Here is an 11,896-nt window from a genome sequence, read left to right as displayed (position 1 = left end):
TAGCAATAGACAGTACCAAGAGCGGCAAGCGTCCGACTCCACAGCGCGGGTCGATTCGAGTCGAACTCTGGGTGCGCAGTGGGAAGCGAACAGAGTTCGAACCAGTAATCGACCGATTAGACGACGCTACAGAACGCGGTGTCATCGACGGATACACCGTCGAAACGTGGGACAAGTTCGTCGACATCTCCGGACGGACCTCCCCGAGAGAGCGCCGTGCTCGCGACAAACTACAGTCGTACGCTCGCTGGTGTGCAAACAGAGGCGAACAGCTATCGGGGTTGGGCGACCCCGTCAAACGAAGCGTCGGCCGGATGGGGCCGGAACGGTTGACTCGACGAGCACCTCGAGCGGTCATGGCTGAGTACGAAGAGGGCGTCCTCTCGCACGTCACTGCGTGTGAGCAATGTACGGGCGCGCTTCGGTCACGTGTCGACGAACTCGATACGCGAATCGAACCGGAGTGGCCGGACAGGCCGATGACGATCGAGTGGTAGGCGTCGAGTCTGGTACTCCGTCGAATACTCTTTTATCTGTCTCAAAGCACACTGTCGAACGGAGAGTCTCGCTGGCGCCACGACCACCCAGGGAGACGTGTCTGGAAGCCAGCGGCGAGTGCGGCGTCCAAATCGTCGAGTCCGGCGGGGCCATCGGTGTGAACCGCGACGTCGGCGAAGTGGAACGTCGCCTCCGCGAGGAGGCCCAGTGGGTCGCCACCAGCGATGGTCGACGCGAGTTTCCGACCGAGCACTTCGTCGACGATGAATCCGGGATAGTCGCCTTCGACATCTAACTCGCGGAGGATTCGGACGTACGCCGCGACGTTGACGCCGACATCTCCGTCGGCGAACACCTCGTCGACGGCCGCGATGTAGGTCTCGTCGTCGACCTCGCCGACGGTGGTATCGAACAACTCCCCGAGTCGTTCTCGGGTCTCGTTGATGAGTGGGACGACGACGTCGGCCCTGTCGCGAACCCATCGATGTTCGTCTGTGACCGCCGCTGGTGTGAGTTCCATAGTACTCCGAAAGGCGGCGATATGCTTCGGTTTTGCGAAGGGTTTTATACTGACGAAACGGTACACTCGGATAAGCGGGTTTTCCCTGCCTCTTCCCGCAGTCGAGATACCACCGTATTCAGTACACTATGCTCTCTTCGCAGTCGACCGAGAACGGAACCACCACGTGTGGCCCGTCTCGCGTTAACGTTCCTGAGGCAGCGGTTCCCGAGACCTACCGGCGTTGGTCCGGATAGGTCGCTCGTAACTATGAGTTCCGTAGATAAACAACTCGAGAATCTGAAGGCAGAGATTACGAACGAACTTCCACGCGACATCTCGGTTTCCGACGTCAAGTACGAGGGTCCCGAACTCGTCGTTTACACTCGCGACCCGAAGAAGTTCGCCAAGAACGGCGACCTTATTCGGAAACTCGCGAGCAAACTCCGAAAGCGCATCACGGTTCGACCCGACCCCGACGTGCTATCTGACCCACGCGAGGCCGAACCGCAGATTATGGACGTCATCCCCGAGGAAGCGGGTGTCACCGACCTCGACTTCCACGTGGATACCGGCGAAGTCGTCATCGAGGCGCAGAAACCAGGCATGGTCATCGGCCGCCACGGGTCGACACTGAGAGAGATTACTCAGGAAGTCGGCTGGACGCCCGAAGTCGTTCGCACCCCACCGATAGAATCCTCTACTGTCTCGAACGTCCGCAACTTCTTGAAACAAGAACGTGAAGACCGCCGCCGGATTCTCGAACGGACGGGGCGACAGATTCACCGCGAACAGCTCTCGAACGACGAGTGGGTTCGTATCACGACGCTCGGTTGCTGCCGCGAAGTCGGTCGCGCCTCGTTTATTCTCTCGACTCCCGAGACGCGCATTCTCATCGACTGCGGGGACAAACCCGGTTCCGACGACGTGCCGTATCTTCAAGTCCCCGAGGCGCTCGGTTCGGGCGCGAACTCGCTGGACGCCGTCGTCTTGACCCACGCTCACCTCGACCACTCTGCGCTGATTCCACTGCTGTTCAAGTACGGCTACGACGGCCCCATCTACACGACGGAACCCACGCGCGACCTGATGGGCCTGCTCACCCTCGACTACCTCGACGTAGCCTCGAAAGAAGGCCGTACCCCGCCGTACGAGTCGGAGATGGTTCGTGAGGCTATCAAACACACCATCCCGCTCGAATACGGCGACGTGACCGACATCGCGCCCGACGTGAAGCTCACCTTCCACAACGCGGGGCACATCCTCGGGTCGTCCGTGTCGCACTTCCACATCGGTGACGGCCTCTACAACGTCGCGTTCTCCGGTGACATCCACTACGACGACACGCGCCTGTTCAACGGCGCAGTCAACGACTTCCCCCGCGTCGAGACGCTCGTCCTCGAATCCACCTACGGTGGTCGCAACGACTACCAGACCGACCAGGAAGACTCCGAAGAGCGCCTCATCGAGGTCATCAACGAGACGTACGACCGTGGTGGCAAGGTCGTCATCCCGGCGTTCGCAGTCGGTCGGTCACAGGAGATTATGCTCGTCCTCGAACAGGCGATGCGCGACGGCAAGATTCCGGAGATGCCCGTCCACTTAGACGGGATGATTTGGGAGGCGACGGCCATCCACACGACCTACCCCGAGTATCTCCGCGACGAACTCCGCGACCGTATCTTCCACGAGGACGAAAACCCGTTCCTCGCCGAGGAGTTCAACCACATCGACGGCGGCGAAGAAGAACGACAGGACGTCGCAGACGGCGACCAGGCGATTATCCTCTCGACGTCGGGGATGGTCACGGGCGGCCCCATCATGTCTTGGCTTCGCCACGTCGGCCCCGACCCGAAGTCCCGACTCGTCTTCGTCGGCTACCAGGCACAGGGGACGCTCGGCCGCCGTATCCAGAACGGATGGGACGAGATTCCGGTCAACGACCGCGACAACAGCGGTCGCTCGAACACGCTGAAACTCAAGATGGACGTCGAGACGGTGGACGGGTTCTCCGGTCACGCCGACCGACAGGGCCTCGAGAACTTCATCAAGACGATGAACCCACGCCCCGAGAAGGTGCTCTGTGTCCACGGTGACGAACGCTCCGTGCAGGACCTCTCGTCGGCGCTCTACCACAACTACAACATGCGGACGTTCGCACCGAAGAACCTCGAGACGTTCCGCTTCAAGTAACGGCGCGCGGTCGCCGACGGCGTCTTCTGTCGCAGACCGGTCTCTCACGTGTTCCGTAGGCGAACATTAATCAGTTTTCTCGAACGAGTGACCACTATGCGCCTCGCACTTATCGCCCACGACGAGAAGAAAGACGACCTCATCGAGTTCGCGAACGAACGCAAGGCCGACCTCGAACGGTTCGAACTGATGGCGACGGGAACGACTGGCCAGCGCCTCATCGACGCGACGGGCCTCGACATCGAGCGCAAGCAGTCGGGTCCACTCGGTGGTGACATGCAAATCGGCGCAGAGATTGCCGACGAGACCTGTGACGGCGTCGTCTTCCTTCGTGACCCACTCACGGCCCAACCGCACGAACCCGACATCACCGCGCTCCTTCGCATCTGCGACGTTCACCAGACGCCCCTCGCGACCAACCTCGCCAGTGCAGACGCCGTTCTCGACGAACTCGTCGACCAGTTAGACGGCGAAGCGTGAGTTAGCCGGCGAGGAGTGAGCAACTAACTCACCGGTTTCGACGTATCAGTCCTGAGAACGTCGGCGTACTCTTAATTACCAGAACGCAGTACCGACGGTATGGACGCTGCGATTCGTCTGGGTCTGACGCTGTTCGTGGTGGTCTCTGTCGTCACAACTCCCGTCGCGGCGGCGAGTGGAGCGACCTCACCGTGTTTCCCCGGTGACGGCCACCAGTTCGATATCGGCGGCGATAACGCCGGTATCGACCTCGTGGTTTTCCTCTCGCTGTTCGAGAACCTCGGGAAACCGGGTGGCTTCGGGATGGAGGCGACCGGTGGCATCGGGTCCACCCCAATCGTCCAACTCCGCGCCGGTGTCGCGTTCGACGGTGTCGGCCCCGCGACGGCGTTCCTCTCGAATCCGTTCGCACGGTTCAGCGTCGTCTACGACTACTCGCTGAATCTCCCGATGTTCGCGGAAAGTGGCGTCGAATCGTCGTACAGAGACGACGGGTCGCCGGTGAGCGGGTTGCGGACGAAGGCGTGTTAGAGGTGTAGACGAAGACGCGCTAGAGGTGTAGACGAAGGCGTATTCGCTGTCTGTGCGAGTGGGTTCGGGTGGTTCGACTCTTAGTCGTCGGTGAGCGTTTCGGCAGGGTCGACGACCGCTTCGGTCTCTGGACTCACGCCCACACGCTCGCACACGTCGGACATCGGACACGCTTCCGGCCCATCCAAACACGCTGGCTTCCGCGCCGTACAGTACTCACGGCCGAACTGAATCATCGCCGTGTGGCCGAAGCCACACTTCTCCGATGGAACGTCGCGTTCGAGGTACTCCCGCACCGTTTCGTGGTCGGCGTCGGCGGGGGCGAGGCCGAGCCGACGCGAGATGCGGTGGACGTGCGTATCGACGGGGAAAACACCACCGCGCCCGCCCGCGAAGAGTAAGACGCAGTCGGCGGTCTTCGGGCCGACACCCTTCATCTCCAACAGTCGGTCACGGACGGTCGTCGAATCTTCCGCGCGGACGTAGCGGTCGAAGTCGGCCTCGCTCCCGAAGTCCGCCAGCACCTCCTCTGCGACCCCGATGATGAGTTTCGACTTCTGGTTGTAGAGGCCGGCCGAACGGATGGCCTCGACGAGTTCCTCTCGGTCCGCTGCGGCGAGAGATTCTGCGAGGTCCGACCCGCCAAACCGATTCATCAACTCGTCGTGTGCGGGTTGGCTGGCTTTGTCGCTCGTGTTTTGACTGAGAATGGTTCGAACGAGACACTCGAATCCACCCTGTCCGCCGTAGGCTTTCCGCCAGTACCGGTCACCCAGTCGGTCGACGACGACTTCTGCGCGAGTCGCTGAGGAAGGGTCTGCGGCCTCGAACGCGGCGGTTCGGCCGCCCCCACCGGAACCACCGCTGATGTTTTCGGACGGTTCGTCGGGCATCGACGGCAGTTACGACGCGAGAGGGAAAAGCACTCTCTCCAGTTACGCCACGTCGATAGTCACCGTGACGGGTGCGCCCACGGCCAGCGCGGAGACGAGTTTGTCGTCGAACCCGTCGGCGGCGTGTTCTGCGCCGACCATCCCGGTCCGGTCGTCCACGTAGTCGCTCGTCCGGAAGACGATACTCCGGTCGCCAGTGAAGGTGAGGTCCGGGTGGCCGCTCCCACGGACAGTTTGTTCGAACGTGCGCTCGCCCGTGTCGACGCTCACGGTCACGGTGAGCGTCGCGTCGTGTGACTGGCACGCCTCGACGAACGCGTCGTCGAAATCAGCGGGCGTGCGGTCGGCGTCTATCGCGAGGATGCAGTCGCCGGCAGGCGTCAACCAATCGTCGCTCGTCACTTCGAACGTACTCGCGTGCTCGGCACTGACGTGTTCGTGGCCGCGGGCGCGAATCGTCTCTCTCATGCGGTGTCGTGGGGGGTGGGTAGGTTTATCCTGCACGATTCATACGGCCATTTATATACCATCTTGGTAATAGCTAGCATGCCATATACGGCGGTTGTGGGCGGTGTGGTAACGGTTTTCACCCGATTATCCACCGAAGTATTTATTAGTCGGACGCTTGTATGAACATGTACCTGAGCGCCTCCGGCGTTCCGGCGGCATAGCACGCAGAATGATCGGGAATTCTTATCCACGGTCGATTGCACGTAGAGAGCAGCCGCCACGCACGGAGCGGTGATGGTATCGAGGATTGATTACGCATGGTAACGAAGCAGGAAGTGCTCAACGAGTTCGACGTACAGGAACTCGAAGAGTCACGAAACATCGATCTCCCAGAAGAAAAGCTCGAGAGCGGCTCGAAAGGCGAACTCATCAAACTTGCCGGTCAACTCCGTGACCGCCGTAACGAACTGAACCAGATGGCCTCCGAGCGTGCCTCCAAGCGCGACGACCTCAACGCGATGACACGCGAGAAGGTCGACGAGGCGCAGAAGCACCGCGAACAGCGCGACGAGATGAACTCGCAGGTGCAGGAGCACAAGAACCAGCGCAACGAGCTCAACGCGCAGGCGAACGAGCTGTTCGACGAGGTCGACGAGATGAAGAGCGACCTCGAACTCGACGACGGCAAGGACATCGACGAGCTCAAAGAGGAGATCGAGCAACTCGAATTCCGCCAGCAGACCGAAGTTCTCTCGACGGAAGACGAGCGCGAACTCATCGAGAAGATCGAGAACAAGCGCGACGAACTCCACCAGAAGAAGGACAAGGTCGAAGAGAGCGGTGACCTCGAAGAACTCATCGCCGAGGCCGAGGAGGTCCGTTCCGAAGCGTCCCAGCACCACCAGAAGGTGACCGAACTCGCTGACGACGCACAGGAGCACCACAACCAGATGATCGAGGCCTACCGCGAGGCCGACGACATCCGTGACAAGGCCGACGAGATGCACGAACTCTTCGTCGAAGCCCAGGAAGCGGCCGACCGTCACCACGAGGACTTCGTCCGCGTCCAAAAGCGCCTCCGCGAACTCGACAAGAAGGAAGAGCGCCAGCGCAAGGACTCCCGTGCCGAAGAGCGCGAGGCCGCAAAGGCCGAGGCCGAGGAGATCTACCAGAAGTTCAAGGAAGGCGAGACCCTCGAGACCGAGGACCTCATGAAGCTGCAGAAGGCCGGCCTGCTCTAAGTTCGGTCAGTTTCTCTCTCTTCGTCGCACACGCGACGTATCATTTTTATGGCGACTGCGCCCTGACCGGCAGGTGTGAGTGATATCTCGTGACCAACCAGTTCACGCGTCTCTATCGAGCGGTAGTCGTCTTCGTCGTGGCCGTCCTCGCGGCTCTCGTGGGGTGGGTGCTGTTCTACAGCGTCCCGTCCGACCTCGCGGAACTGCTCGGCGTCCTTCTCGTCATCGGAACGGTCGTCGCCGCGCTCCGCGTCGGTGGCCAACTCGCCGCGTCTATGTTCCCGACCTACGACGTCGCCGAAGTCGCCGTCGAAGGCCCCATCAGCCGCGACGGCGGGGGCGGGAGGATTCCCGGCCGAGGTGGAGGGCTGCCTGCCGACGACATCGTCGCCCAAATCGAAGCGGCGTCAGACGACGACAACGCCGAAGCACTGTTACTCAAACTCAACACGCCCGGTGGAGAGGTCCTCCCGAGCGACGATATCCGACGCGCCGCTGCCGACTTCGACGGGCCGACCGTCGCGTACGCCACCGACACCTGTGCGTCCGGCGGATACTGGATTGCCAGCGGGTGCGACGAGTTGTGGGCACACGACGCGAGTATCGTCGGTTCTATCGGCGTCATCGGGTCGTCTGTCAACGCGTCGGAACTCGCAGAGAAAGTCGGCCTCTCGTACGAGCGGTTCGCGGCCGGAAAGTACAAAGACGCCGGCAACGCCCTCAAAGAACCCACGGACGACGAGCGCGCCTACCTGCAGGGACTCATCGACGACTACTACGACGACTTCGTCGAACGCGTGGCCGAGGGTCGAGACATGGACCCCGAGGCCATCCGTGAGACCGAAGCACGCGTCTATCTCGGCGAGGAAGCACACGAACTCGGACTCGTCGATTCGCTCGGCACCCGTGACGACGTCGAAGACCGACTCGCAGAACTGCTCTCTCGCGACGAGGTGTCGGTTCGCGAGTTCGTGCCGCAGGTCAGTCTCGCAGAACGCCTGCGTGGTGGTGTCGAGGGTGTCGCGTACGCTTTCGGCGCGGGTGTCTCGTCGTCGTTCGACGTGGACGACGGCTTTTCGTTCCGCTTCTGAGATATCCCTTCGAGAACCCCTCCCACGACTGGGAGGCTTTTTAGCCCACGACTGCATTCGTTTTCCACGTGACAACACTCGTCCTCTGTGTCGACCGTGCCAACGACATCGGCCGGAAGTCGGGACTCTCGACGCCCGTCGTCGGATGGGAGGCCGTCCGGTCGCTCGTCACAGACGTCGGACTCGCGGACCCGGAGGACTCGAGTGTCAACTGCCTCCTCGAGACGTTACGTGTCACCCGTGAACTCAGAGACGAACGCGAGGACGCAGAAATCGCGGTCATCTCCGGGTCGTCGGAGTCGGCTGTCAGTGCCGACCGAGCAGTCGCGCTCCAACTCGACGAGTTGGTCAAAAGCTACGAGTTCGACTCGGCGGTGGTCGTCATCGACAGCGCAGAGGACGAGCGACTCGTTCCTGTCGTCGAAAGTCGCCTCCGGGTCGATGCGGTCGACCGCGTCGTCGTCCGGCAGGCCCACGACATCGAATCGACGTACTACCTCCTCAAGCAATTCCTCGCTGACGAAGAACTGCGCTCGACGGTGCTCGTCCCGGTCGGTGTCGGGTTGCTCCTCTTGCCACTGCTTCTCGTGCAGTTCACGCCTGCGGTGGCGCTGGCGGGACTCGCCGCACTTCTCGGTGCGGTCCTCCTCTACAAGGGACTCGCCATCGACGAGTTCCTCTCGGACGCACCCGAACAGGTTCGTGACGCGCTCTACTCGGGACAAGTGTCTGTCGTCACCTACGCCGTCGCGGCCGGGTTAGCCATCGTCGGCCTGTTCCTCGGCGCACTCGCCGTTCGGGCCCCAGGGAACAACGGTGAGGAACTGCTCGTCCCATCGCTCCTGTTCGTCTACCACAGCGTTCCGTGGTTGGCGCTGGCCGCACTCACCGCCAGTGCTGGCCGTCTTCTGGACGAACTCATCGGCAACGAAGTCGTCTCGACGTCGTACATGAACCTCCCGTTCGGCGTCATCGCTATCGGGTTGGTCCTCCGAGGCTTCGCGGGGTTCCTCCTCGAACGGCAGGGAGAACTCACACAACTCGTCTTGTTCGGGCGACTCGAACTCACGCCGGGGCAACGACTGGTGATGTTCATCGTCGCGGGCATCGTCATCAGTCTCGTCGGCGTCCGTATCTCGGCCACCGTCACGGACGAGGCGCTCGACGAGGTTACCGAACCACGGGCAGAGAACTAGCGACTTCGACTCTCGACGAGCGGTTTTGCCCCCCGTCTATCACACTAGTCGGAGGCACGATACTCGCCGTGCTTGACGCCCACTGCGAGACAGACCGCACCGAAGACGAGCATCGCGGGCGTCACCATCATCAACACGGTACTCGTCGCCATGACCCCCATCCCGATGAGCGCCGCCGTCCCGAGGACCACGAGACTGACGAGCAGTGCGACTGTCTTTGGCAAGTCGAATTTCATGCGAATTCGTCAGGACTCGGGTAACAAATCAGTTGTGGCCAACTCGGGAAAAGCGGACTTATCGGCATGTGGCCAACTCGGAAAAAGCGGACTCGTCGGGAGGTTACCAGGGAGCGAAGTCGGGGTCGACCCGGCGGTCGACCTGTTCGATGGCGTCGATGGCCTCTATGTCTTCCTCGTCGAGTTCGAGCGAGAGCGACGCCCAGTTGTCGCTGATGTGTGCCTCACTCGTCGCCTTCGGGATGGCCGTGATTCCGTTCTCACGAAGCCACGCGAGCGACACCTGTGGTTCGCTCACGCCGTGTTTCTCGGCGATGTCCGAGAGCACGTCCACGTCGAACACCTTCCCACGGGCGAGCGGGGAGTAGGCGACGATTTCGACGCCTTCCTCGGCACAGACGTCGCGGAGTTCGTCTTGCTGGAGGAGTGGGTGGAGTTCGATTTGGTTGGCGAAGATGCCCGCTTCGGACCGCTCGACAGCGTCGCGGACCTGCTCGGGTTCGAAGTTGGAGACGCCGATTCGTTTCGTCAGTCCCTTCTCGACGAGCGTGTCGAAGGCGTCGAGCGTCTCTTCGGCGTCGTACTCGCGGGCCGGCCAGTGGACGTACAGCAGGTCTACGTAGTCGACGCCGAGTTTGTCGAGACTCTCTTCGGTGCTCTCGATGACGTCGTCGTGCGAGAGTTCGTTTATCCAGACCTTGGTCGCGAGGAAGATGTCCTCACGGTCGACGTCTGCGGCGGCGATGCCGGCACCGACCTCCGCTTCGTTCCCGTAAATCTGTGCGGTGTCGATGTGGCGATACCCCATCTCGAGTGCCGTCTTCACAGCGTTCGTACACTCGTCGGGGTCGGTGTTCTCCCACGTGCCGAGGCCCAGCATCGGCATGCCGTTTGCCGTCGGTACGTCGTCTCCGGAAGTGGAGTGTTCAGTCACACCTGAACCGTACGGCGGGAGAAGAAAATCGGTTCCGGAAGGTGTCGTATCTTTCCGACTCTCTGTGGACAGTCAGTACTTCGGTTCTGCGCCGGAGAGGTCGTACAGTCGGTCCATCACGTCGTCACGACTCGCTTGCCACGACTCGAAGGCACCCGGCCGTGATGGGTAGGCGTTGTAGACGTCCGTAATCTCGTCGGCGAGTTTGCTGACCTTGTAGAGTTCGTAGAGTTTGCCCCAGTGGCCGAACGACTTGACGAGCGTCTCTATCTTGAGTCCGAGACTCATCGACGAGGAACCGGAGCTGAGCGCGTCGGCCAGTTGTTGGCCGGGCACGGAGGCGACGACTCGCGTCAGTTCGTCTACGTCGTGGGCACCGCCCCAGATGTTGTAGAGGTCGACGGCGGCGAATCGCTTGCCGAAGTCCGTCATCACGTCGCGGTTGTACTCCCAGAGGTTCGCTTCGCTCACGTCACCTTCAGAGATAGCTTTGACAGCGCGCTTGACGGCCCAGTGAGCGGACTTCGCCGCACCGGGGATACCGCCGCCGGTCGTCGGGTTGACGTGCCCTGCGGCGTCACCTGCGGCGATGAAGCCGTTTGCGACGGCCGAGTCGTAAGGCCGGCGGGTCGGAAGTGCAGCGCCGAGTTTGCTCGTGACTGTCGCCGCTTCGAACTCGGGTCGACCGGCGACGTGTCTCTTGAGGTCTTCGACGAGTTTCATCGGCGGCTTGTTCATCTGGAAGCCGAGGCCGACGTTGATTTCGGTCGGAGAGCGCGGGAAGTACCAGACGTAGCCGAGTTCTTCGGTGGGGCCGAAGACGATAGCGTCGTGGTAGTCGACCGGGTCGGGGACCTCCATCACTTCGCGATAGGCAGAACAGAACTGCTGGTAGGAGACGTTGGTGTCGAATCGTGTTCCGGTGAAGTCGGTCTTGTCCTGGAGGATGGACAGCGACCCTGCGCCGTCGATGACGACTTCGGCGTCGTACTCGACGACACGACCGTTGCGCTTTGCTCGGACACCCGTCACGAAGCCGTCGTCGTCTTGGACGACGTCCTGGACGACGGTCTCGAAGTGGATGTCTGCGCCGACGCGTTCGGCCTCTTCGAGGATGATTTCACCGTAGCGTTTGCGGTCGAGGACCGCACCGGGCGCGCCGAACTCGACTTCGAGGTCGTCTCCTTGTGGGTTCTCGAAGATGGCGCGTCGGATGTTCTGGTTGGTGAACGCTTCTTCTTTCAGGTAGTCGAGGTCGATTACGTCGGGAAAGGTGCTCTTGCCCTTGATTGCGTCACCACAGGCAATGTCTCCTTTATCCTCCTCGGACTTTCGCTCGACGATGACCACGTCGAGGCCTTCCGAGGCGGCCGTCGCTGCAGCGAAGGCACCCACCGTTCCTCCGCCGACGACGACCATGTCGTAGGATTCCGCTGGCATATCAACCGGTGTTGATGCTGACGTAATAAAAAACGACCGTATCTATACCTCACAACTGAGGGTCCGCTGTCGAGAGTTGTTCCGAAATCTCCCTGCGATGGTGGTTCCCGACCCGGTTCGACGTGCAGTTTGAGGTGTCTCGTGATTGCACTCCAATGGCGGTCTCCCGAACTGTCGCCTCCATCAGAACCGCCGACTGGCCTGGCCTGGACTG

General features: G+C 61.5%; 13 protein-coding genes. 7 read left to right on the top strand and 6 right to left on the bottom strand.

The window, feature by feature from the left end; genetic code table 11:
- The first annotated feature begins 5 nt into the window (after positions 1-5).
- Positions 6-497, top strand: coding sequence for an HTH domain-containing protein (locus GJR99_RS04905; RefSeq protein WP_151113857.1), 492 nt, complete (start codon positions 6-8; stop codon positions 495-497).
- Between the two features lie 41 nt (positions 498-538).
- Here the strand turns inward: GJR99_RS04905 and GJR99_RS04900 are convergent, their stop codons facing one another.
- Complete coding sequence (locus GJR99_RS04900) at positions 539-1,018, bottom strand: hypothetical protein (RefSeq protein WP_151109840.1); 480 nt, start codon at positions 1,016-1,018, stop codon at positions 539-541.
- Between the two features lie 249 nt (positions 1,019-1,267).
- Between GJR99_RS04900 and GJR99_RS04895 the strand changes: the two genes are divergently transcribed.
- The 3 genes from GJR99_RS04895 to GJR99_RS04885 all read left to right on the top strand — a co-directional run bounded on the left by GJR99_RS04895 (position 1,268) and on the right by GJR99_RS04885 (position 4,201).
- Positions 1,268-3,190, top strand: coding sequence for a beta-CASP ribonuclease aCPSF1 (locus tag GJR99_RS04895; protein ID WP_151109838.1), 1,923 nt, complete (start codon positions 1,268-1,270; stop codon positions 3,188-3,190).
- A 96-nt stretch (positions 3,191-3,286) separates the two neighbouring features.
- Complete coding sequence (locus GJR99_RS04890; RefSeq protein ID WP_151109836.1) at positions 3,287-3,670, top strand: methylglyoxal synthase; 384 nt, start codon at positions 3,287-3,289, stop codon at positions 3,668-3,670.
- A gap of 99 nt (positions 3,671-3,769) precedes the next feature.
- Positions 3,770-4,201, top strand: a complete 432-nt coding sequence (locus GJR99_RS04885) for a DUF7332 family protein (protein ID WP_151109834.1) — start codon at positions 3,770-3,772, stop codon at positions 4,199-4,201.
- Between the two features lie 80 nt (positions 4,202-4,281).
- Here GJR99_RS04885 and GJR99_RS04880 read toward each other — a convergent pair whose 3' ends face one another.
- Both GJR99_RS04880 and GJR99_RS04875 read right to left on the bottom strand, forming a co-directional pair.
- A complete protein-coding gene (locus GJR99_RS04880) occupies positions 4,282-5,094 on the bottom strand; it encodes an endonuclease III domain-containing protein (RefSeq protein WP_151109832.1) in 813 nt (270 codons plus the stop codon).
- A 42-nt stretch (positions 5,095-5,136) separates the two neighbouring features.
- The gene (locus GJR99_RS04875; protein WP_151109830.1) at positions 5,137-5,562 is read right to left on the bottom strand and encodes a DUF371 domain-containing protein; all 426 of its coding nucleotides are present in this window, start codon (positions 5,560-5,562) and stop codon (positions 5,137-5,139) included.
- A 299-nt stretch (positions 5,563-5,861) separates the two neighbouring features.
- Between GJR99_RS04875 and GJR99_RS04870 the strand changes: the two genes are divergently transcribed.
- The 3 genes from GJR99_RS04870 (at position 5,862) to GJR99_RS04860 (ending at position 9,072) form a co-directional block, all read left to right on the top strand.
- Positions 5,862-6,785, top strand: coding sequence for a coiled-coil protein (locus GJR99_RS04870; protein ID WP_151109828.1), 924 nt, complete (start codon positions 5,862-5,864; stop codon positions 6,783-6,785).
- Positions 6,786-6,874: 89 nt separating this feature from the next.
- Positions 6,875-7,876 (top strand): signal peptide peptidase SppA, encoded by a 1,002-nt coding sequence (gene sppA, locus GJR99_RS04865; RefSeq protein WP_151109827.1) that lies wholly within the window; start codon positions 6,875-6,877, stop codon positions 7,874-7,876.
- A 68-nt stretch (positions 7,877-7,944) separates the two neighbouring features.
- Positions 7,945-9,072, top strand: a complete 1,128-nt coding sequence (locus GJR99_RS04860) for a DUF373 family protein (RefSeq protein ID WP_151109825.1) — start codon at positions 7,945-7,947, stop codon at positions 9,070-9,072.
- 44 nt (positions 9,073-9,116) lie between these two features.
- On the opposite strand, the gene GJR99_RS04855 is transcribed toward GJR99_RS04860, so the two are convergent.
- From GJR99_RS04855 to GJR99_RS04845, 3 genes are all read right to left on the bottom strand, one after another.
- The gene (locus GJR99_RS04855; protein WP_151109823.1) at positions 9,117-9,308 is read right to left on the bottom strand and encodes a DUF7333 family protein; all 192 of its coding nucleotides are present in this window, start codon (positions 9,306-9,308) and stop codon (positions 9,117-9,119) included.
- Positions 9,309-9,411: 103 nt separating this feature from the next.
- Positions 9,412-10,194 (bottom strand): aldo/keto reductase, encoded by a 783-nt coding sequence (locus GJR99_RS04850; protein WP_151113854.1) that lies wholly within the window; start codon positions 10,192-10,194, stop codon positions 9,412-9,414.
- A 120-nt stretch (positions 10,195-10,314) separates the two neighbouring features.
- Positions 10,315-11,682, bottom strand: a complete 1,368-nt coding sequence (locus GJR99_RS04845; protein WP_151109821.1) for a geranylgeranyl reductase family protein — start codon at positions 11,680-11,682, stop codon at positions 10,315-10,317.
- Between the last annotated feature and the right edge of the window lie 214 nt (positions 11,683-11,896).

This window comes from Haloferax marinum, assembly GCF_009674625.1.
In the GTDB taxonomy this organism is placed as follows: Archaea; Halobacteriota; Halobacteria; order Halobacteriales; family Haloferacaceae; genus Haloferax; species Haloferax marinum.
The sequence above is the reverse complement of the archived record's forward strand: the minus strand, read 5'-3'. Positions and strand labels throughout refer to the sequence as shown.